Below are 20,082 nucleotides of genomic sequence, written 5' to 3'. Positions count from 1 at the left end.
ATGGCCCACGCCATCCCGGGGCTGCTCGCTCCTCCCCGCAGGGCTAGAACTGCACCGTCACCGTGTTCGTGCAGGTGTTCTTCCCCACCGCGCAAACCTTGTAGCTGTAGGTGCCTGCCAGGAAGAACCGGTCCGAGTACTCGCCGTCGTTGTTCGTGGTGGTCAGGCGCTTGTTGTTGCGGAAGATCTCCACCTTGGAGGCCGTGGTCCCGGACCAGATGAGATCCACGTGCTTGCCGGTGATCTCCCGCCGCTGCTGGGCCGTGAGCGACATGACCACAGGAGGAGGCGGCGGCGCCGTCGCGGTCACGCTCTTCGTCTTCGTGGCCGTCTTTCCCGCGCTGTTCTTCACCGACAGCGACACGGTGTAGGTGCCTCCCGCCGTGTAGGCATGGCTGGGGCTGCTCTCGGTGGACGTGCCCCCGTCTCCGAAGTCCCACGTCCAGGCGGTCACCGCGCCCTGGGCGCTGGTGCTGGCATCCGTGAAGCCGCACGTCAGGTCCGTACAGGAGAAGGAGAAGGAGGCCACGGGCGCCTTGGCCGCCTCCGCCACCGGGAAGACGAGATCGTCCCGGTCATCGTAGCTGCCCGTGCTGCAGGAGCCTTCTGAGCCGTTGTAGCGGAAGTTGCCCCGGACCGCCTGCAGCGTGCCTTCCGGCAGCACGTACGTGGCCGACAGCACCTGCGCGCCCCCCACCGACGGCATCAGCGTCGTCAGGAAGGTCCAGGACGGCTCGTTCGCGTTCGCCGTGTAATAGAGGTCCAGCTTGTCCGCGGAGCCCGAGCCCCAGGAGTACACCGCCACCTCCACGCGCACCGTCTTGCCGGGCGCCATCGGCGTCCCATCCGTTGTGGAGACGCGGATGCGCTCCAGGGACTCGTCCGTCTCGTAAGTCCCGCTGTCGCCATCGGCGCAGGTGCTCCCCAGCGTGTTGGGCGCGTTGGCCTCCGGTCCCATGGTGCCGCGCCCCTCGACCAGGGAGCCCGTGTCGCAGAAGGAGCCCAGCGTGGCGCAGCGGGGCACCTGGAGGGCCGTGTCGTAGGTGGCGAAGCCCTCGTTGCTCACGTTCACCGTGACGGCGGCGCTGGAGCCCACGTTGCCGCTCGCGTCATACGCCTTGGCCATCACGGTGTGCGCCCCGTTGCCCCCTCGCGTCGTGTCCCAGTCGAAGGCATACGGGGCCGTGGCGTCCGAGCCCAGCAGGACGTTGTCGACGAAGAAGGACACCCGGATGACGCCCACGTTGTCGCTGGCCACCGCGGTCAGGGAGAGGCTGTTGGAGGCGTTGGAGCCATTCGAGGGAGCGGTCAGCTGCGCCGTGGGGGCCACCGTGTCTCCAGAGCCGCTGCCCAGGGAGGCCATGTACAGCAGCAGGTTGGGCGAGCCCGTGCCGGGATTGGCCACGTGGTCCGAGGTGGCGATGTTGGCCAGCACCTCGGCCACCTGCGCGGGCGTCGCGGTGGGGTTGGCGCTCAGGTACAGCGCCACAGCCCCCGCCACGTGGGGCGACGCCATCGACGTGCCGTTGAGGGTGTTGGTGTCCGAGTCCCCCGTGTACCAGGCCGAGGTGATGCTGGAGCCCGGCGCGAAGAGGTCCACACACGGGCCATAATTGGAGAACGAGGAGCGCTCGTCCGCGTTGGTGGTGGCCCCCACGGTGATGGCCCCCGGGGTGCGCGCGGGCGACTTGTTGCAGGCATTGCCGTTGTCGTTGCCCGCGGCCACGGCGTACACCACGCCCGCCGCGATGGAGGCCGTCACCGCGTCATCCACCGCCTGCGACACGCCGCCCCCGAGGCTCATGTTCGCCACCGCGGGCTTGAGGTGGTTGGCCGTCACCCAGTCCACGCCGGCGATGACGCCGTCGTACGTGCCCGAGCCGCCACAATCCAGCACCCGCACCGCGTGCAGGCTCACTTCCTTCGCCACGCCCCACGTGGCGCCGCCCACCGTGCCCGCCACGTGCGTGCCGTGGCCGTGGCAGTCATTGGCCCCCTGGCCGTCCGTGATGGCGCTGTAGTCCAGGCTGGCCCGGCCGGAGAACTCGGCGTGGGTATTCCGGATGCCGGTGTCGATGATGTACGCGTGCACCCCGCTGCCGACCGAGTTGTACGTGTAGGTCGTGTCCAGCGGCAGCTCCACCTGGTCAATGCGATCCAGCCCCCAGGTCGCGTTGTCCATGGAGCCCGAGGCATACACCCGCCCGTTCTCCTCCACGTACGCCACGCTGGGGTCCTCGGCCAGCTTGAGCGCGGACTCCTCGTTCATCTGGACCATGAAGCCCGGCAGGGCCTGCTGGTACACCCGGCCCACCTCGCCGCCGTAGGTGGAGGCCAGCCGCAGCGCGTCCTCCTGGACGCTCATGTCCTTGCCCTGCTTGCCGAGGACGACGATGTACTGGCCCGGCACCGGATCCACGCTCCGGCGGAACTTCTTGCCCTGATAGCCCTTGAGGGCTGCCTGCTGGGCCTCAGGCGCGTCCGGGGCCTCCGGCCCTCCGGTCTGACACCCCGTGAGCAACACCTTCGTAGCCGCGATGATGATCAGACCTCTTCCCATCCCCATTGATCCATCCCCCCACACCAAGCTGAATTGCTTGATTCTCCACCGTCCGACCGGCGATTTCCGTTGTGTCCCGGGAGCCCTTTTCTTCCGCCCCTGCGAGACGGGCGCTATAAGCGCCCTCCATGCGAGGTCTGCTCCCTGAGCCCGTCCGGCGGCCACTCCTTCGCGGCATCGCGGCGGCGCTCGCGATCCTGTGTTGCTTCACTGGAGGTATGGCGGCCTGGGCTGACCCTGAGCCCTTTGCCCGGAGCTTCGACATTGTCCCCGTCAAGCTTGCCGCTGCGCAGTCGCGCGGCATCGCACTGGAGGGTGCCCGGTCTCTGCCCCCTGGCAGCCTGCATGCTGCCATCGCGCTCGACTTCAACCTTCACGTCCTGTCGCTCAAGCTCGGGGACGAGAAGTTGGGCAATTTATTGCCCTACCGGCTCGACGCACATGCCCTGTTCGCCTACCAGCTGAACCGGAGGCTGGAGCTGGCGCTGGACCTGCCCTTCACGGTCATCCAGGGCAACCGGTTCGGACTGCTGGGCGAGGCGCTGAATGCGCCGGACTTCCCGGGCGCCGCGGGCGTGAGCCGTGCCGGCATGGGGGATGTGCGCCTGCTCCCCCGGGTCTCCCTGCTGGACCCCGAGACGTTCCCCGTGGGCCTGGCCCTCGTGGGCGAGGTGCGGCTGCCCACCGGCAATGGCGGCAGCTTCATGGGCGAGCGCGGCGTGCTCGTGGCCCCGCGGCTCGCGGTGGAGCGGGCCTTTGGCCCGGTGCGGCTGCTCGGCAACCTGGGCTGGCGCTTCCGCAAGGCCACGCAGTACCTCAACCTCTACGTGGATGACGAGCTGACCCTGGGGGCGGGTGCCGTGGTGGACCTGCCCAACATGGGCCGGTTCACCGACGTGCAGGTGGTGGGCGAGATGCACCTGTCCACGCCCGCCTCCGCCCCCTTCAACTTTAGCCAGGCCGACTCGCTGAAGACGCCCTGGGAGGTGCTCGCCGGCGTGCGCACCCGGGTGGCGGGCCCCTGGGGCATCGCGCTGAACGTGGGCCGGGGCATGGGCCTGCGCGGTGGGTACGGGCGCGAGGATCTCCGCATCACCTTCGCCGTGAACTACGACCGGTCCGGCTTCGAGCCCGACAGCGATGGCGACGGCGTCCCCGACTCCGTCGACAAGTGCCCCACCGAGCGGGAGGACCGCGACGGGTACCAGGACGATGACGGCTGCCTCGATGCGGACAATGACGGCGATGGCATCTCCGACGGCGAGGACCGGTGCCCGAACAAGCCCGGCACCGTGGAGCATCGCGGGTGCCCCGAGGATCAGGACACCGATGGTGACGGCATCCCCGACGTGCTGGATGCGTGCCCCGACAAGCCCGGCCCCAAGGAGTACGACGGGTGCCCGGACTCCGACGGCGACGAGGTGCCCGACAACGTGGATGACTGTCCGGAGCTGTCCGGCCCGCCGGAGAACAACGGGTGCCCCTATGACTCGCCGCCCTTCGTGCTCGTCGAGTCCGACCGCATCCGCATCAAGGGCAACATCCTCTTCGAGACGGGCCAGGCGAAGATCCAGAAGCAGTCGTTCAAGCTGCTGGACGAGGTGGCCACCGTGCTCCGGCGCAACCCCACGCTCGGCCCCGTCCTCATCGAGGGCCACACCGACAACGTGGGCTCGCGCAACTACAACGTCGACCTGTCCCAGCGCCGCGCCAAGGCCGTTCTGGACTACCTCGTCAGCAAGGGCATCGACCGCAAGCGCCTGAGCTCCAAGGGCTTCGGCTTCGACCAGCCCATCGCGACCAATGACACGCCGCTGGGCCGCGCCAAGAACCGCCGCGTCGAGTTCCGTCTCGTGAAGTCCGAGGTGGAGACCGCGCCCCGGGAGATTCAGGTTCCCGCGGCACCGGCGCCCAGTCCGGCCCCGGCGGCGCCTGCACCCGCGCCGAGCCCGGCCCCGGCCCCGGCGGCGCCCGCGCCTGCCAAGCCCGCTCCGAGCCCGGCCCCCGCGGCGCCCAAGCCGTGAGGCTCGGGCGGGGGGCCCGGACGCTCAGGGCTTGAGCGCCCGTTCGATGCGCTGACGGATGGCGGCCTCGGACATCGCGCCGCGCACCGCGTCCGTCACCTTGCCCTCGCGGTCCAGGAAGTAGAGCGTGGGCAGGGCCTCCACGCGGTAGGCCCGCGCGATGTCATCCCCCGCGTACACCACGTAAGGCCCTAGATCCGGCAGGCGCCGCTTGACGAAGTCCGCCACCACGCGGGGCGCCACGTCGGCGTCATCCCGGCTGGCCGCGACGAAGGCCAGCCCCTGGCCCTCGTACTCCTTGGCGAGCTTCACCAGCGAGGGCATCTCCTCCTGGCACGGGCCACACCACGTCGCCCAGAAGTCGAGCATCACCACCTTGCCGCGCAGGTCCTCCAGCGCCATGGAGCCGCCCTCGTAGCGCTCCATCGTGAACTCGGGCGCGGCGCCATCCGGGACCAGCCGGGCCCGCCGCGCCTCCATCACGCCCAAGTACACCATCCCCGCGAGCCCAAACCCCGCAGACAGCACCAGCAGGGCCTTGGGCATGCTCCCACCGCCCCCACCCTGGCGGGGCGGCGGCGTTTCCTGGGGTTGCATCACCGGCTCCGTCACGCGTCACCCTTCCTCGTCAGGCGGCGGTGCACGAGCGTCAGCACCGCGCGCACCCCCGCTTTCACCCGCGGATGGCGGACCACCCACCCCGCGAGCCAGGGGCCATATCGATAGTAACCCCGAATGAAGGCCCGGCCGCTCCCGTGCTGGCTCAGCACCTCGTCCCGGAAGGCCCGGAAGGCCACCAGCTCGGGCGCACAGGGCCCGAACGCCGCCGTCGCCACGAAGCACGAGGCCGCCGGGCTGATCCACATCAACCGGCCGTTGGTGACGTTCACCACCACCTTCAGCTTCGGCTCCTCCGTGTAGAGGAACGCCAGCAAGTCCCGCCGCGCCGCGGGGAACTCGGCGCCGCTGGCCTCCTCGAAGTCGATGCGGGTGTTGCCCCCGCTACCCAGCTCCTCCACCGTGAAGCGGAAGCGGTTGGAGCTGCTCAGCCGCTCCACCTCCAGCCCCCGCAGCTCACCAAAGTACGCTTTGAAGGGGGTGTTGCACGCCGGGCAGAGGAGGCGGTGGTAGGCGTGGCTCGCCGTGAACGCATAGTCGTTGATGCGCTTGCACCCCGTGTTGGGGCAGGCGAGCTTCACCTTCGCCTGAGGCGCCGACTGGGGATCGTACCGCGACAGGCCCGTGTGCTTGTTGTACACGGCGGGCAGCTCCAGCGGCCGCGTGCCCAGGTTGCGCGTGGGGTGCGCCGCCCGCTCCAGCGTCAGCGCCAGCCGCCATGCCGCTTCCGCGGGCCCCAGGCGGCCCGCCACCGTGTGGCAGAGCCCCTCGGCGTGCGCCCGCACCGCGGCGAGGATGCCGTGCGCCGCCGCGGGGGCTTCCGGCTCGCGCGTCACGGCCAGGGCTTCGGCCAGGACTTTCTCGACGTCCGGCAGCAGGGCCTCGGCCGCCTTGCGGGCCGGATCCTCGGCGCGCCGGTACAGGGGAGGTTCGGGGATGCGGGCGAACAGGGCCGAGGCGTTCGCGCGCAAGCGCTCCAACGCCACGGGCAGCTCCTCCCGCCGCACCCCCATCTGTGCCGCCCTCGCCTGGGCGGCCTGGAACAAGTCTTCAGGCAGCAAGGCGGCCCACATTACGGGTGCCTCCCGGCCCTGTCAGCGCCGAAACCCGCCGTGCCCCAAAACTGGCCCCGGCCGCCCCCTTGATGTACGAGGAGGTAGGAGGCTGTAAACGCATGGGGATTCTGAAGTTCCTGGTGTGGACGGCGTGCGCGGTGGGACTGGGCATCTTCCTGGCCAAGGGACGGATCGACGGGCGGACGCCGCTGGACCACATGGACCGGGCATGGAAGCGCACCACACACCCCTCGCAGATGGACCGCATGAAAAATGGGGTGGAGCGGGTGAAGGGCGGGCTGGAGGGCGCCCTGGGCGATGCGCAGGAAGCTGTCGGCCAGAAGACAGCCGCGGGCCCCCGGGAGCGCATCACCGCGGAGGACCGCGCGGCGGTGAATCGCATCATTGCCCAGAAGAAGTAAGCAGCCCCGCCGCCCAGGCGCCTCCCGCTTCCGCGCCCGCGTCCGCCTCCCTAGCTTGATCGAGACGGTGGTCGGTCGGGGTGTGGAGGCGGTCCATGGTGAGGACTCAGGCGAAGGGCGTGCTGCTGGCAGTCGCATGCACACTGGGGATGGCGGCACCCGCAGTGGCAGCACAGCGCCGGGGCAGCGAACGGCTCTGGCTCGAGGCGAAGGGTCAGGAAGTGCACACCCAGCGCTCCACCCTCAGCCAGGTGGCCCGGTCCGCCATGCCCGCCGTGGTCTCCATCACCACCCGGCAGGTGAGCACCGAGGCCTCCGGCGAGGAGGAGTCCCAGAAGGGCATCGGCTCGGGCTTCATCATCCACCCGGACGGCTACATCCTCACCAGCGACCACGTGGTGGAGGGGGCCTCGGAAATCACCGTCTCGGTGCTCTCGCCCGGGGGGTATGCCGAGGAGTTTCCCGCCGAGGTGGTAGGCGCGGATGCCCGCACGGACTGTGCGCTGCTGCGCATCCAGGCAGGCAGGCCGCTGCCCGCCCTGAAGCTCTCCTCGGCCTCGCGCGTGGAGGTGGCCGACTGGATTGTCGTCATCGGCAACCCGTTCGGGCTGGCGCACTCCGTCACGGTGGGCGTCGTCAGCTACAAGGGCCGCACCGAGGTGACGCCCAACGGGCGCGACGGGGACTTCGACTACATGCAGATGGACGCGTCCATCAACCCGGGTAACTCCGGGGGGCCCGTGCTGGACTTGAAGGGCCACGTGGTGGCCATCGCCAACGCCGTCAACGTGGCCGGCCAGGGCATCGGCTTCGCCGTCCCCATCGACATCGCCAAGGCGGTGCTGCCGCACCTGAAGGCCCACGGCAAGGTGCGCCGGGGCTGGATGGGCATCACCGTGGAGGACTTCTCCCCGGGCATGGTCTCGGAGTTCGGGCTGGCGGGCTCGCGCCCGGGCGTCGTCGTCTCGGGCGTGGCGGAGGAAGGGCCCGCAGGCCGGGCGGGGCTGCGCGCCGGGGACGTCATCGTGGCCGTCAACGCCCAGCCGGTGGCCCGGGCCCACAAGCTGCGCTGGCAGGTGTCCTCCCGGGGCGCGGGCCGGAGCGTGGTGCTGCAGGTCCGCCGGGGCGGACACCCCCTGAAGCTCCGCGTCACCCTGGAGGACCTGCCAGAGGAGCAGGCGCCCGTGGCCCCCGTGGCCGCCAGGCCCTCGCCCCCCAGCAAGCCCGTCCGGTCGCCCTGATCGGCGCTTCCGAGGCCTCCAGGCCGCGACGCGGCTTGCGTTCCCCTTGCATGGGCGCTACACAGTGCGCCTTTTTCGTACCCTGACGGGCCACCTGGCGTGGCGTCCGGGCGCGCATCGCAAGAGAGGAATCCCATGGCCGAGGAAGCCAAGAAGACCAATCCGCACAAGAGCTGGCCGCGTACGGCCAAGGGCGGTGGCAAGAAGGCGTGCACTGTCGAGGGCTGCAAGCGCCCCTACCGCGCCAAGGGCTACTGCTTCTTCCACTTCAAGAAGTGGCGTCAGGCGGAGCTGCCCCACTCCCGTTACCGCACCTGCTCCAAGCCGGAGTGCCGCGCGAAGACCTCCAAGGGCGGCCTGTGCGAGAAGCACTACGCCGAGACCTACAAGAAGGAGGCGGCGGCCTAGCGCCGTTGCCCCACCTGTAGCTCCGGGCGCCTCCTTCCCTCAGGAAGCCGAGGCGCCCCGCTTCACCCCCCGCCCCAGGTGCTTGAAGGCCGAGAGCCACAGCTCCGCCTCGCGCTGGGTCAGCTTCGCCCGAAGCAGCGTCCGCTCCATCTCGCGCAGCACGTGCTCCGGCGCCTGCGGGTTGAGAAACTCCGAGGCCAGCAGCACCTCGTTCATTCGCGTGCCCAGCGCGGTGAGCGTGCCCATGCGCGCCCCCGGCTCGGGCTCGGGCGGCGGCGCGGGCTGAGCCCCCTCCCGGCCACACAGGTACAGCAGCACGCTGGCCGCCTGGGCCAGGTTCATCGAGGGCTGCACCTCACTCGTCGGGATGACGAGGACATCCGCGCACACCGCCAGCTCCGCGTCGGACAGGCCCCGCTGCTCTCCTCCCAGCACCAGTGCCACCCGGCCCCGGGCGCTCTCCTCCGAGAGCCGCCGCGCCGCCTGTTCTGGCGTGAGCGGAACGCGGCCCTTGAGCTGGGTACGAGAGGTGGTGCCAACGGCGTACACGCACTCCGCCAAGGCCTCGGGCAGCTCCCGGGCCACCGCCATCCGCTCCAGCACCTGCTCCCCTTTGACGGCGAGCCGCTCGGCGCCCCGGAAGGCGTAGGTGGCGGGATCCGACAGCACGAGGCGGAAAAACCCAAAGTTCGCCATCACCCGGGCCACGGCCCCCAGGTTGTCGGGAGAACGCGTCTGATGAAGGACAACGGTCAACTGCTCGCCCAGCCCCATACCCTGGAGTTTAGCTGGATGCCCCGGGCGGTGATCGGTATATTCCCGCCTGATGCGTCGCTGGGTCCCCGCACTTCTCATGTCTCTCGTCCTCGTCGCCTGTGGCGGCGCAGGCTCCCCCGCGCGCACGGCGCCCAGCGCACGCCAGGCCCTCACGGGCTCGCCGGAAGCGCTCGAGTTCGAGTCCGCCTCCACGCGCCTGGAGCTGTTCCGGGAGCTGGCCCGGCTGTCCGAGCACGAGGCGGGACGCGCGGCGCAGGCCCTCGTCCTCTTCCCCATCACCCAGAACGGGGAGCTGGTGGCGGCGCCGGGCTTCGAGGCCCGGATGGACCTGCTCCAGTCGCCCGAGACGGGCGGGGCGATGCAGCTGGCCTTCGATGGCCGCGTGGGCGAGCCCTGGCAGGATGACCGCCGGGACAGCCTCCAGGGGCTGTCCGAGCGCGAGGCCGCCGAGTTGGTGGCGCGCACCCTGCTGACCCACTGGCAGATCCAGCCCGCCGGGCCCGTGCAGGTGGAGCGTGTCCCGGGCGCCCCGTACGCGGTCGCCTACGTGGACGGCATCCTGCGCATCAACCCCGCCTTCCTCTATCTGGCGGCGGCCTCAGGTCCTGCTTCCCCTGCGGTGGGCGTCCAGTAGAGTCCGCGCCACCCGCAAACCCGCGGGTCCCGAGGCGCCTCGTGAACACGTCCGCTCTCCACGCGCAGCTCTCTCACACCCTGCGGCAGACCCACCTGCCCGCGCTGGGCACGCACTACCAGGGCAAGGTCCGCGACACCTACCGGAAGGACGGCCGGCTCATCCTGGTCACCACCGACCGGCTGTCCGCGTTTGATCACGTGCTGACCACCATCCCCTTCAAGGGCGAGGTGCTCAACCGGCTGGCGACGTTCTGGTTCGAGAAGACCCGGCACATCATCCCCAACCACGTGCTGGATGTGCCGGACCCCAACGTCACCGTGGCCCGCGCGTGCCAGCCCTTCGCCATCGAGATGGTGGTGCGCGGCTACCTCACCGGCAGCCTGTGGCGCGACTACCAGAAGGGCACGCACACCGCCTACGGCCTGCCCTTCCCGGAGGGGCTGCGCAAGGACGAGCGCTTCCCCACCCCGCTCATCACCCCCTCCACCAAGGCCGAGTACGGGCAGCACGACGAGCCCATCTCCGAGGCGGCCCTCCTCGCCAAGGGGCTGGCGAGCCCCCGCGACTGGGCCCGGCTCTCCGAGGCCGCCCTGGGGCTGTTCGCCGAGGGCCAGCGCCAGGCCCGCGAGAAGGGGCTCATCCTCGTGGACACCAAGTACGAGTTCGGAAAGGTGGGCGACGAAATCTACGTCATCGACGAGATGCACACCCCGGACTCCAGCCGCTACTGGGTGGCGGACGAGTACGAGGCGCGCTTCGCCCAGGGCGAGGACCAGCGGATGCTCGACAAGGAGAACATCCGCCAGTGGCTCATCCGCGAGCGGAACTTCTCGGGCCAGGGCACGCCCCCGCCAATCCCCGACGGCGTGCGCGTGGAGTTGGCCGAGAAGTACCTCTCGGCCTACGCGCGCATCACCGGCGGCGCGCTCCCGCTGGAGCCGGGCGATGTCCACGCGCGCATCGAGAAGAACCTGCGCGCGGGCCGCTACCTGTAGCCGCTACGCGGTGCGGCCGAACACCCGGCGGAAGATGTCGTCCACGTGCCGCGTGTGGTAGCCCGTGGAGAAGCAGTCGCGGATCTCCTCGGGCGTCATCACCTTCAGCAGGTCCGCGTCCCCGAGGAGGGCCGTGCGGAAGTCCGCCCCCTCCTCGTACATCTTCATCGCGTTGCGCTGGACGATGACGTAGGCGGCCTGCCGGTCCATGCCCTTGCGCGCCAGCTCCAGCAGGATGCGCTGCGAGTTCACCACGCCGCCGAGCAGCTCCAGGTTCTTCTGCATCTGCTCGGGGTAGACGCGCAGGTTCTCCATCAGCCCCGCGAAGCGGTGGAGCATGAAGTCCATGACGATGGTGGCATCCGGCCCAATCACCCGCTCCACGGAGGAGTGGGAGATGTCCCGCTCGTGCCACAGCGCCACGTCCTCCAGCGCGCTCACCGCGTAGCCGCGCAGCAGCCGCGCCAGCCCCGACAGGTTCTCCGACAGGATGGGGTTGCGCTTGTGCGGCATGGCGCTGGAGCCCTTCTGCCCCGGCGTGAAGGCCTCCTCCACCTCGCGCACCTCCGTGCGCTGCAGGTGGCGGATCTCCACCGCGAACTTCTCGATGCTGGCGCCCAGGAGGGCCAGCGCCCCGAAGAACTCCGCGTGCCGGTCCCGCTGGACAATCTGGCTGGAGGCCGGGGCCGGGTGCAGGCCCAGCTTGCGGCACACGGTCTCCTCCACCGCGGGCGGCAGGTGCGCGAAGGTGCCCACCGCGCCGGAAATCTTGCCGACGGCGATGCTCTCCCGCGCCCGCTCCAGCCGGGCCCGGCCCCGGCTCAGCTCGTCGTACCAGATGGCCAGCTTGTGGCCGAAGGTGATGGGCTCGGCGTGGATGCCGTGGCTGCGCCCCATCATCACCGTGAGCCGGTGCTCGAAGGCGCGCTTCTCCACCGCGGCCATCACCCGCCCCAGGCCCTTCAGGATGAGATCCAACGCGTCGCGCAGCGTGAGCCCCAGCGAGGTGTCCAGCACGTCCGAGGACGTCATGCCCAGGTGCAGCCAGCGGGCGCTCGGCCCCACCCGCTCCTCCATGAACGTCAGGAACGCGATGACGTCGTGCTTGGTGGTGCGCTCAATCTCCTCGATGCGCGCGGCGTCCTCGGGGGTGAAGTCCCCGGCCTTGGCCCGGCAGTCGTCCAGCGCCTCGCGCGGGGCGAGCCCTGCCTCCACCATGCCCTCCAGCGCCGTGAGCTCCACGTCGCGCCAGCGGCGCAAGCGGGCCACATCGGACCAAAGGGAGGACATCTCCTGCCGGCTGTATCGAGGAATCACGCGTCGACCTTTATGGAAATGAATGGACTGCCAGAGTCATGGCTGCAGCCCCGCGCAGCAGCGGAACCCCACCGTGCCCGAGCGTGCCGAGGGAAGCCCGTTGAGCCGCGCCGAGCAGCGCACCGCGAACGCCGAGCGGTTGAACGCCCCGCCCTTCTGCGTCATGTCCGCGCCCCCGGCGTACGGCGTGGCCGTCCACTCCGCCACGTTGCCCGAGAGGTCCGCGACCCCGTACGAGGAGCGGCACTGCGGGAACCGGCCCGCCTCGGCCAGCACCCGGTCCGTGCCCGCCGCGTCGTCGGTGCTGCAGCGGTCCGCATCGAACGTGTTGCCGTAGGGGAAGCGCGCGTTGCCCGCGCCCTTGCACGCCTTCTCCCACTCCTCTTCCGTGCACAGCCGCTTGCCCGCGTTCTGGCAGGCATCCTTCGCCTCCAGCCAGCTGACGTTGACGGTGGGCAGTGCCCCGGCCTGGTTGGGGTGCTCGAACTCGTCCACACAGAAGGAGGGCACCTGCCGGCTCTCGAGCGGACGCTCATCGGAGGCCTGGTCCGGATCATCCGGCGCGGTGCCCATCTTGAAGGCCCCTCCGCTCACCAGCTTCATCCCCGGAGGACAGCTCCCCGAGGGGGCCATCGCCACGGCCGGGGGGCTCTGCCGGGGCGGCGGCGCCTGAGGACGCGGGGCCGCAGGCGCGGGCAGGGACGGCGTCCCCACCGCCCCGGGCGCGGGCGCCGGACGCAGCCGCTTCAGCAGCAGATAGCCCACGGCCGAGCCCGTCACCAACCCCGCGACGGTCAGCAGCGCCAGCCACAGGAGCAAGCGGCGGCGCTCCCCCGTGTCCCGCTTGCCCCGGGCCGGGCCCTTCGGGCGCGCCCGGGGCGCAGGAGGCGCCGGGGGCACCATGGGAGGGCTGGCGGCGGGAGGCGGCGCGGCCACGGCGGGCCGAGGGGCCGGGTGAGGCTTGCTGGCACGCGGCTCGGGCGCGGGCCGGGGCTCCCCGGGAGGACTGGCCACCGGCGCGCTGGCCCCACCGGCGCGGACCGGCGGCTCCGGCACGTCCGCTTTGCGCGCACTGGAAGCCGCGGGGGTGGCGGCCATGATGGCGGCCAGCATCTCCGCGTCCATCGGCTGGGTGGCCTCGGAGGGAGGCTCCGGCCGCTGTCCTCCCCGGGGGGACATGGAGGGGATGGGGAGCTGATCCGTGGGAACCGGCGGCGGCGGTTTCTCCGCCTGGCGCACCGGGGGCATGCTCCGCGAGGGGCGGCTCGGGGCCCCCGGACTGCGCGCCACGATGGCGGAGACCTCGGCGGAGAATTCCCCCGCCGTCTTCGGCCGGGCGAGCGGGTTGGCGTTGAGCGTCCGCCGGTAGATGGCCTCGAAGGCGGGCGGAAGGTCCGGATTCTTCGCCAGGAGCTCCGGCACCCCATCCCCATCGGGGGTGAGCCCGGTGAGCATCTCGCCCACGATGGCCGCGAGCGAGTAGAGGTCCATCCGCGTGTCGATCTCCCCTCCGGAGACGTACTCAGGGGCGATGTACCCCTCCACGCGGTGGCCCTTCTGGGCCTGGACGAACGGCGGGCGCGGAATCCCCAGGGCGAGCCCGTAGTCCGTCACCTTGAGCATGTCCGGCAGGACGATGATGTTCTCGGGCTTGAGGTCCGAGTGGGGGCCGTACCGGTGCGCGGCGTCGATGGCGGAGGCGAGCTGCGCCAGCAGCGGCTCCACTTCCCGGAGCGTGAAGGGCTGCCCCTTCGCCGCGCGCCCCTCCATCATCCGGCGCAGCGTCATGCCCTCCACGATCTGCGTGGTGAAGAAGGGCCGCTCCCGGTCGGTGCCCTCCTCGTACACGCGCAGCAGGTTCGGGTGGTTGAGCTTCTTGCCCACCCGGAGCGCCAGGGCGAACTGGGTCCGCTCCTCGGGCTCCTGCAACAGCCGGGGGCTGATGACCTTGAGGGCCACCTCCACGCCGTGCGCCTGGTCCAGCACGCGGAAGACGTGGCCCAGCGGGCCGCTGCCCACCCATTCCTGGATGGTGAAGCGTCCCGCGATGATGTCTCCCGGCTTGTAGGGCGCGTTCTCGGAGCCACTGCGGCGGCGCGCGGGGCCTCCCGCCGCCTGCCGGGCCGCGTCGTACTTCTGGCCGCAGGTCGGGCAGGTCTCGCTCGTGTCAGGGACGTGGCTGCCGCAGCGGTAGCAGAGCACGGAGGGGGGGCTCCAAAATCCATACGGGCCCTTGGCCGACAGCCCGCGTCATTCCCTATCCTGCCCGTACCCAGGTCCGCAAGGAACGGCCGTGTTTCATCGTCCAGTGGAGCCGAAGCCCCCCTCGCCCCGGGGCGTGACTTCCAGGACGGAGACCTCCTGAATCTCCACGGTGGACACGGGCACCACCACGAGCTGGGCAATCCGGTCCCCCCGGCTCAGGGTGAAAGGCTCCTGCGAGAGGTTCACCAGGATGACCTGCACCTCGCCCCGGTAGTCCGCGTCGATGGTGCCCGGCGCGTTGAGCAGGGTGATGCCGTGCTTGAGCGCCAGGCCCGAGCGCGGGCGCACCTGCCCCTCGTAGCCCGGGGGCAACGCGAGGGCGAGCCCGGTGGGCACCGCCAGGCGCTCGAAGGGCCGCAGCGTCCGCGTCCCCTCGATGTCCGCCCGCAGGTCCATCCCCGCCGCGAGCGCCGTCTCGTAGCGCGGCAACGGCAAGGGCGTGGGGTGGTCCGGGCGCACACGGCGCACCTGCAGGCTCAAGGACGAAGGCATGTCATTCCAAGTAACACACGTCCCTACACCTGTCAGATTCGCGGCCTCAGGGCGGGGGCGAGCCGGCGACCGCCTGCTTCCGGACCCGGAAGCGCAGCGGATCCACCGCCTGCGCGGACAGCTCGAGCTGGTAGTGCAGGTGGGGGCCGGTCGACCGGCCCGTGTTGCCCGAGCGGGCGATGGGCTCGCCGCGCGCCACGCGCTGCCCCGGGCGCACCAGCAGCTCCGAGTTGTGACAGTAGGCGGTCGTCACCCCGCTGCCGTGGTCGATGAGGAGCACCTTGCCGTTCACGGCGTCCTCGCTCGCGCGGCGCACCGTGCCCTCCGCCACCGTGCGCACCTCCGTCCCGATGGGGACGCCCAGGTCCACCCCCGTGTGCAGCTTCCGCGTGCCCAGCGTGGGGTGGACGCGGTAGCCGAAGGGGCTGGAGATGCGGGTGGACTCCGGCACCGGCCACCCCAGCCCGAACGCGGTGGTGAGCGCCAGCGTCTGGGTGGCCGCCACCTTCGCGTCCTCGAACCCTGGGGGAAGCTGCTGGGCCAGCCGCTCCAGCGTGAGGGCCCCGCCTTCCGCCCCCACCCGCTCCACCGCGTAGCGCGCGGGAACACGCCCGGCGAACACGGCCGTGAGGCGGGCCTGCGGGTCGGGAAAGTCCGCCCCGAGGGCCTCGTGGAGCGCCCGGGCCGCCGCCGGGCCCCCTTCGGCATCCAGCAGCGACAACGGAGGCACCCCCACTTCCTGGGCGAGCGCCATCACCTCCCGGCGCGCGGAGGGCTTCAGCCCCTTCAGCGCCAGGTGGGTGCCATAGGCGAGGGCCTCCTCGTGGGAGAGCGCCCGGGACAAGGGCGCCTCCGGCACGAGCGCGGCCGCCGCCACGCCCGCGCTGCTCACCCCCTCGTAGTAGGCCAGCAAGGGGCGCGCGGTGCTCTGGGTGCGAAAGGCCCAGGCCGCCCCCCGCCGCACCAGCGCCCCCGCGGGCGTGTGGTGGTAGGCCGCCCAGAGACAGAGGAGGGCCATCGTGAAGTCGAGCAGCCCTCTGGCACGGTGCGAGAACACGGGCCCCCTCCTCAGCGCAGGAACGAGAGAACGGGGGCGGCATCCCGCACCGCCGCGAGGGCCAGGGGCACCACCAGCACCGAGCCCACCAGGCCATACGTGAAGGCCTGCCACCGGGAGCGGACATGCGCCTGCGAGGCGGCATCCGCGTGCTGAAGGTTTCGCAGCACCGCGCGCCAGCCCAGCGTCGCCAGGAGGCCGCCCAGCGCCGCGAGCGCCAGCCCCCGCGCCGCCACATCCGCCGCGCCCTCCCCGAACAGCTCCCGCCAGGACAGATACACCGTGCCCTGGACGAGCCGCGCCACCGAGCACGCCCCGGCGAGCACCACGGCCGCCGTGGCCAGCGGACGCACCCACCGGACCGTGGTGGGCTGGCGCAGCGAGCGCGCGAAGAGCGCCTTCCAGCCCGGCTTCCCCGCCCGGGGCGGGAGGTACTTGCGCCAGGGCTCCTCCTCCTCTTGAGGGGGCCGGGACTCCCGGTAGCCCAGCGCGGGCAGGGCCAGCACCAGGTCCACGGCCAGCTCCCACGCCAGGGCGAGGCCCCGCGCGAGCTGGGTGCGCCGCTCCAGCGACAGGAGGTCCACCCACCCCTCCGTCCACGAGGAGCCGCCCACCCACCGGTCGAACGCGGCATCCAGCCCATCCACCAGCGTGAGCAGCCGGTCATCCACCGTGTCCGTCGCGGCATGGACGCCCACGGCGATGAGGCTGAGCAGCCCCAGCGGCATGAAGGCCCAGCGGAAGCCGCCCACGAAGCGCGAGAGCCCCGCCAGGGGACCGGCGGGCGCGGAAGGAGGCGTCAACGGGCGCAGGGACACGGGGGCTCCAGGAGCGGGCCCGCCTTCAACGCGCGAGCGGCCGGGAGGATCTTTCCCCGCCCTCCTCCCGCGTGCCAAGCCCCCCCTGGAAACGCGAACGCCCTCCCCCGCCGGAGCAGGAGAGGGCGCGGTGGCTCCCCGGAGGGAGCGTGCCGGCAGGGCCGCTTAGGCCTTCGCGTCCGGCTGGGTGGCCGTAGGGGCACCCTCGCCCGGGGGCGGCGTCTGCTGGGCGGCGGCGCGCTCGGCCATCGCCTCCTTGCGCGACAGGCGGATCTTGCCCGTCTTGTCGATGCTGACGACCTTCACCAGCACCTCGTCGCCCTCGTTGAGCACGTCCGAGACGCTCTTGACGCGCTTGTCGGACAGCTCGGAGATGTGGATGAGGCCGTCGGTGCCCGGGAACAGCTCCACGAAGGCGCCGAACTCGGCGATCTTCCGCACGGTGCCGGTGTAGATCTTCCCGATCTCGGCCTCGCGCGTGAGCGCCTGGATCATCGCGATGGCGGCCTTCACCGAGTCCGAGTTCGCGCTGGCGATGTCCACGCGGCCCGAGTCCTCGATGTTAATCGCGGCGCCCGTGCGCGCGATGATGTCCTTGATGACCTTGCCGCCCGGCCCGATGACGTTCTTGATGTACTCGGGACGGATCTGGATGGTGGTGATGCGCGGGGCGTACTGGCTGATCTCCTTGCGCGGCTCCGCCATCGTCTTGAGCATCTCGCCCAGGATGTGGAGGCGGCCCTGACGCGCCTGCTCCAGCGCGCGGCTCATGATCTCCGTGGTGAGGCCGGTGATCTTGATGTCCATCTGGATGGAGGTGATACCCTTCGAGGTGCCGCACACCTTGAAGTCCATGTCGCCCAGGTGGTCCTCGTCACCGAGGATGTCCGAGAGGATGGCGATCTTGTCGCCCTCCTTCACCAGGCCCATGGCGATGCCGGCCACGGGGGCCTTGATGGGCACGCCCGCGTCCATCAGCGCCAGGGTGCCACCGCACACCGAGGCCATGGACGAGGAGCCGTTGGACTCCAGGATGTCCGACACCAGGCGGATGGTGTACGGGAAGCTGTCGCTCTTGGGCGCCATGTTGCGCAGGGCGCGCTCGGCCAGGGCGCCGTGGCCCACCTCGCGCCGGCCGGGGCCGCGCAGGGGCTTCGTCTCGTTCACGCTGAACGGCGGGAAGTTGTAGTGCAGCATGAAGCGCTTGAAGACCATGCCGCCCAAGAGCTCCAGCCGCTGCTCGTCGTCGCTGGTGCCCAGCGTCGCCACCACGAGCGCCTGCGTCTCGCCACGGGTGAACACCGCGCTGCCGTGGGTGCGCGGCAGCACGCCCACCTCGCAGGTGATGGAGCGCACCTCGGCGTGGCCACGGGCGCCGATGCGGCCCCCGTCCACGGTGATCTGCCGCATGTGCTCGTACTTCAGGTCCTCCACCACCTGCTTGGCGTGCTTCTCCAGGGTGGGGGTGTAACCCTCGCCGAGCTGCTCCTTGAGCTTGGCGATGGTCTCCTTCTTCGCCTTGCCGAGCGCGTCGTAGCGGGCCGCCTTCTCCTTGATGGTGTAGCCCTTGACGATGCCGTCCCAGGCCAGCTCCCGCACCTTGGCCTTGAGCCCCTCGTCGATGGAGACCTGCTTGTCGTACGCGCGCACCGTCTTGTTCAGCTCGCGGCGCAGCTCGTCCTGGATGTCCAGCGCGGGCTGAACGGCCTGCTTGCCGAACTCGAGCGCGGCCACCATGTCCGCCTCGCCCACTTCCTCGGCGCCACCTTCCACCATGACGATGGCCTCGCGGCTCACCGCCATGACCAGGTCGATGTCGCTCTGCTCGCGCTGCTTCATCGTGGGGTTGGCCACGAACTTGCCGTCCACGCGGCCCACGCGGATGCCGGCGATGGGGCCGTTGAACGGGATGTCCGAGACCCACAGCGCCGCGGAGGCGCCGGTGATGCCGTGGATGTCACCCTCGTTGTCCGGCTCCGCGGAGACGACGCTGGCGATGATCTGCGTCTCGTACGCGTAGCCTTCCGGGAACAGCGGCCGGCAGGAGCGGTCCACCAGACGGCTCGCCAGGGTCTCCTTCTCGGTGAGGCGGCCCTCGCGCTTGAAGTAGCTGCCGGGGATGCGGCCGGCCGAGTACAGCTTCTCCTGGTACTCCACCGTGAGCGGCAGGAAGTCGATGTCCTTCTTCTCGCGCGCGCTCACCGCCGTCACCAGCAGCATCGTGTCGCCGTAGCGCACCACGACGGCGCCGTCGGCCTGCTTGGCCAGACGGCCCACTTCGATGCTCAGCTCACTGTCACCAATCTTGACGCTCTTCTTCAGCATGTCCTTGCCTTTGCTTCCTGAAGGCTCCATCCGGCGCGTCCCGCCTCGCACCCGCGAGGGGAGTCCACGCCCCAGAAGGGCCTCACGTGATGAGCGGTCGCCGGGCCTTGGACAGGCGGAATCGGGCAACCGCAACCTGACTGCACTGGGGGCGCTTGGAGGTGCGCCGGAGGGATGTTGCGGAACTTTTGATCCCTGATCGAAGGGGCCGACCCACAGGTCAGCCCTCTCGAACGGAAACCAAAACCTCCAGCCCCACCCCGCCCTTGCTCCTTCGCCGCCCCGACTCTTTTCAACGAACCCGCTACCAACAAACGAACGGGGCGCTGGCATTCACCAGCGCCCCGAAAACTGCGATGTGCCTACTTGCGGATACCGAGGCCATCAATGAGCTTCTTGTACCGGTTCGTATCCTTGGACTTGAGGTAGTCCAGGAGACGGCGGCGCTGACCCACCAGCTTCAGCAGACCGCGGCGGGAGTGGTGGTCCTTCTTGTGGGTCTTGAAGTGCTCGGTGAGCATGTTGATGCGCTCGGACAGCAGCGCCACCTGCACCTCGGGGGACCCCGTGTCGGACTCATGGGTCCGGAACTTCGTGACCAGCTCGGACTTACGCTCCTGATGCAACGACATATGGCTTCTCTCTTGATTCCCACTCCGGGGGTACTGCCGAGGCGCCTCAGTCCGCGGAGGGGTACAGACAGGGCCTTTGCCTACTAACGGGCGGGGGGGCTTATAAGCTTCGCCATCGTAACCGGTCAACCTTCCAGGCCTGCCCGGTTGTCTCCTGGGCGGCAGGACAAGGTCAGCAGGTACACTTTCTGTCCGGCAGCGAGCCCTTGGCCGCCGGAGGCCGTCGCGACGTGCAGGAAGCGGCCTCCCGGGTTTTTCAGGTCTCCGGCCAGGAACGCCTTGGCCCGGGGGTAGAGGTTGAGCAGCGACTCTACCACGTCCCCCACCTGCGCCGTGGCGGGCAGGCTCAGGCTCACCGTGGAGCGGCCGTCGAAGACGCTCCGGAGCACCGGCGAGAGCACCACGGTGATGTCGAGTGCCCGGGCCACATCCCCCCTGA

Annotated in this window: 18 protein-coding genes; 6 read left to right on the top strand and 12 right to left on the bottom strand. The window is 70.6% G+C overall.

From position 1 onward, the window contains the following. Nucleotides 1–43: 43 nt before the first annotated feature. Nucleotides 44–2,560: a S8 family serine peptidase gene (locus KY661_RS15690; RefSeq protein ID WP_225410958.1), complete on the bottom strand. Its 2,517-nt coding sequence runs from the start codon at nt 2,558–2,560 to the stop codon at nt 44–46. A gap of 128 nt (nt 2,561–2,688) precedes the next feature. Here KY661_RS15690 and KY661_RS15685 point away from each other — a divergent pair, with 128 nt between their 5' ends. Beyond that, nucleotides 2,689–4,584: an OmpA family protein gene (locus tag KY661_RS15685; RefSeq protein ID WP_450097572.1), complete on the top strand. Its 1,896-nt coding sequence runs from the start codon at nt 2,689–2,691 to the stop codon at nt 4,582–4,584. 24 nt (nt 4,585–4,608) lie between these two features. On the opposite strand, the gene KY661_RS15680 is transcribed toward KY661_RS15685, so the two are convergent. Beyond that, nucleotides 4,609–5,181: a redoxin domain-containing protein gene (locus KY661_RS15680; RefSeq protein ID WP_398577196.1), complete on the bottom strand. Its 573-nt coding sequence runs from the start codon at nt 5,179–5,181 to the stop codon at nt 4,609–4,611. Nucleotides 5,182–5,192: 11 nt separating this feature from the next. Further along, nucleotides 5,193–6,275: a CFI-box-CTERM domain-containing protein gene (locus KY661_RS15675; RefSeq protein WP_225410956.1), complete on the bottom strand. Its 1,083-nt coding sequence runs from the start codon at nt 6,273–6,275 to the stop codon at nt 5,193–5,195. Nucleotides 6,276–6,376: 101 nt separating this feature from the next. On the opposite strand from KY661_RS15675, the gene KY661_RS15670 reads away from it, so the two are divergent. From KY661_RS15670 to KY661_RS15660, 3 genes are all read left to right on the top strand, one after another. Further along, a complete protein-coding gene (locus tag KY661_RS15670; RefSeq protein WP_225410955.1) occupies nt 6,377–6,679 on the top strand; it encodes a hypothetical protein in 303 nt (100 codons plus the stop codon). 95 nt (nt 6,680–6,774) lie between these two features. Then, nucleotides 6,775–7,920: a S1C family serine protease gene (locus tag KY661_RS15665; RefSeq protein WP_225410954.1), complete on the top strand. Its 1,146-nt coding sequence runs from the start codon at nt 6,775–6,777 to the stop codon at nt 7,918–7,920. 135 nt (nt 7,921–8,055) lie between these two features. Then, nucleotides 8,056–8,328, top strand: coding sequence for a vegetative protein (locus KY661_RS15660; RefSeq protein WP_093516349.1), 273 nt, complete (start codon nt 8,056–8,058; stop codon nt 8,326–8,328). 39 nt (nt 8,329–8,367) lie between these two features. Here KY661_RS15660 and KY661_RS15655 read toward each other — a convergent pair whose 3' ends face one another. Beyond that, on the bottom strand, nt 8,368–9,102 hold the full coding sequence (locus tag KY661_RS15655) for an RNA methyltransferase (protein WP_225410953.1): 735 nt from the start codon (nt 9,100–9,102) through the stop codon (nt 8,368–8,370). Nucleotides 9,103–9,181: 79 nt separating this feature from the next. Between KY661_RS15655 and KY661_RS15650 the strand changes: the two genes are divergently transcribed. Further along, nucleotides 9,182–9,739, top strand: a complete 558-nt coding sequence (locus KY661_RS15650) for a hypothetical protein (RefSeq protein ID WP_225410952.1) — start codon at nt 9,182–9,184, stop codon at nt 9,737–9,739. A gap of 41 nt (nt 9,740–9,780) precedes the next feature. Beyond that, complete coding sequence (locus tag KY661_RS15645) at nt 9,781–10,737, top strand: phosphoribosylaminoimidazolesuccinocarboxamide synthase (RefSeq protein ID WP_225410951.1); 957 nt, start codon at nt 9,781–9,783, stop codon at nt 10,735–10,737. A 3-nt stretch (nt 10,738–10,740) separates the two neighbouring features. On the opposite strand, the gene purB is transcribed toward KY661_RS15645, so the two are convergent. From purB to KY661_RS15605, 8 genes are all read right to left on the bottom strand, one after another. Further along, entirely contained in the window at nt 10,741–12,054 is a 1,314-nt protein-coding gene (gene purB, locus KY661_RS15640; protein WP_225410950.1) for an adenylosuccinate lyase, read from the bottom strand. A 36-nt stretch (nt 12,055–12,090) separates the two neighbouring features. Further along, entirely contained in the window at nt 12,091–14,256 is a 2,166-nt protein-coding gene (locus tag KY661_RS15635) for a protein kinase domain-containing protein (RefSeq protein WP_225410949.1), read from the bottom strand. 96 nt (nt 14,257–14,352) lie between these two features. Next, the gene (dut, locus tag KY661_RS15630; RefSeq protein ID WP_225410948.1) at nt 14,353–14,811 is read right to left on the bottom strand and encodes a dUTP diphosphatase; all 459 of its coding nucleotides are present in this window, start codon (nt 14,809–14,811) and stop codon (nt 14,353–14,355) included. Nucleotides 14,812–14,857: 46 nt separating this feature from the next. Then, the gene (locus KY661_RS15625) at nt 14,858–15,868 is read right to left on the bottom strand and encodes a M23 family metallopeptidase (protein ID WP_225410947.1); all 1,011 of its coding nucleotides are present in this window, start codon (nt 15,866–15,868) and stop codon (nt 14,858–14,860) included. A gap of 11 nt (nt 15,869–15,879) precedes the next feature. Then, nucleotides 15,880–16,686 carry a hypothetical protein gene (locus KY661_RS15620; RefSeq protein WP_225410946.1) on the bottom strand — a complete coding sequence of 269 codons (807 nt, stop codon included), beginning with the start codon at nt 16,684–16,686 and terminating at the stop codon, nt 15,880–15,882. A gap of 165 nt (nt 16,687–16,851) precedes the next feature. After that, complete coding sequence (gene pnp, locus KY661_RS15615) at nt 16,852–19,011, bottom strand: polyribonucleotide nucleotidyltransferase (RefSeq protein ID WP_225410945.1); 2,160 nt, start codon at nt 19,009–19,011, stop codon at nt 16,852–16,854. A 362-nt stretch (nt 19,012–19,373) separates the two neighbouring features. Then, nucleotides 19,374–19,643, bottom strand: coding sequence for a 30S ribosomal protein S15 (rpsO, locus tag KY661_RS15610; protein ID WP_075006846.1), 270 nt, complete (start codon nt 19,641–19,643; stop codon nt 19,374–19,376). A gap of 125 nt (nt 19,644–19,768) precedes the next feature. Next, nucleotides 19,769–20,071 (bottom strand): hypothetical protein, encoded by a 303-nt coding sequence (locus KY661_RS15605; protein WP_225410944.1) that lies wholly within the window; start codon nt 20,069–20,071, stop codon nt 19,769–19,771. Nucleotides 20,072–20,082: the final 11 nt, after the last annotated feature.

The sequence above is a fragment of the Allostigmatella hybrida genome (genome assembly GCF_020103775.1).
Taxonomy (GTDB): domain Bacteria; phylum Myxococcota; class Myxococcia; order Myxococcales; family Myxococcaceae; genus Hyalangium; species Hyalangium aurantiaca.
This window is presented reverse-complemented; position numbering and strand designations above follow the sequence as displayed.

Coding starts and splice junctions, on each gene's coding strand:
- KY661_RS15690 (WP_225410958.1), bottom strand. CDS start 2,560: ATGGGAAGAGGTCTGATCATCATCGCGGCTACGAAGGTGTTGCTCACG.
- KY661_RS15685 (WP_450097572.1), top strand. CDS start 2,689: ATGCGAGGTCTGCTCCCTGAGCCCGTCCGGCGGCCACTCCTTCGCGGC.
- KY661_RS15680 (WP_398577196.1), bottom strand. CDS start 5,181: ATGCAACCCCAGGAAACGCCGCCGCCCCGCCAGGGTGGGGGCGGTGGG.
- KY661_RS15675 (WP_225410956.1), bottom strand. CDS start 6,275: ATGTGGGCCGCCTTGCTGCCTGAAGACTTGTTCCAGGCCGCCCAGGCG.
- KY661_RS15670 (WP_225410955.1), top strand. CDS start 6,377: ATGGGGATTCTGAAGTTCCTGGTGTGGACGGCGTGCGCGGTGGGACTG.
- KY661_RS15665 (WP_225410954.1), top strand. CDS start 6,775: ATGGTGAGGACTCAGGCGAAGGGCGTGCTGCTGGCAGTCGCATGCACA.
- KY661_RS15660 (WP_093516349.1), top strand. CDS start 8,056: ATGGCCGAGGAAGCCAAGAAGACCAATCCGCACAAGAGCTGGCCGCGT.
- KY661_RS15655 (WP_225410953.1), bottom strand. CDS start 9,102: ATGGGGCTGGGCGAGCAGTTGACCGTTGTCCTTCATCAGACGCGTTCT.
- KY661_RS15650 (WP_225410952.1), top strand. CDS start 9,182: ATGTCTCTCGTCCTCGTCGCCTGTGGCGGCGCAGGCTCCCCCGCGCGC.
- dut (WP_225410948.1), bottom strand. CDS start 14,811: ATGCCTTCGTCCTTGAGCCTGCAGGTGCGCCGTGTGCGCCCGGACCAC.
- pnp (WP_225410945.1), bottom strand. CDS start 19,011: ATGCTGAAGAAGAGCGTCAAGATTGGTGACAGTGAGCTGAGCATCGAA.
- rpsO (WP_075006846.1), bottom strand. CDS start 19,643: ATGTCGTTGCATCAGGAGCGTAAGTCCGAGCTGGTCACGAAGTTCCGG.